Raw genomic sequence first — 568 nt, 5'->3', positions numbered from 1 at the left:
GTGCTTTGGGGTTCGAACATGGCAGAAATGCACCCAGTATTATGGACTCGTATTACTGACCGTCGCCTGAGCCACCCTCATGTTCGCGTAAACGTACTTTCAACTTACTACCACCGTTCATTCGAGTTGGCAGATCACGGCTACATTTTTAACCCACAGTCTGACCTTGCGATTGCTAACTTTATCGCGAACTACATCATCGAAAACGATGCAGTAAACTGGGATTTCGTGAACAAGCACACGAACTTTACTCAAGCAGACACCGACATCGGTTACGGTCTGCGTGACGACGACCCGCTACAAAAAGCGGCGAAAAACCCTAACTCAGGCAAACTGACGTCAATCTCTTTCGAAGAGTACAAGAAGTCTGTAGCGCCATACACGGTTGAGAAAGCGTCTGAGATCTCGGGTGTTGAGAAAGAAAAACTGATTGAGCTTGCGAAGCAATACGCCGATCCAAACACGAAAGTAATGTCACTTTGGACAATGGGTATGAACCAACATACTCGCGGCGTGTGGATGAACAACTTGGTTTACAACATCCACCTTCTAACCGGTAAAATCGCTA

1 protein-coding gene is annotated in these 568 nt (G+C 46.8%); it reads left to right on the top strand.

The window, feature by feature from the left end; translation table 11 throughout:
* Window positions 1–568: molybdopterin-dependent oxidoreductase (locus R7P74_RS28220; protein WP_318123987.1), on the top strand; the 568-nt coding region annotated here is incomplete at both ends.

It is taken from the genome of Vibrio sp. 2033 (assembly GCF_033339735.1).
The sequence above is the reverse complement of the archived record's forward strand: the minus strand, read 5'-3'. Positions and strand labels throughout refer to the sequence as shown.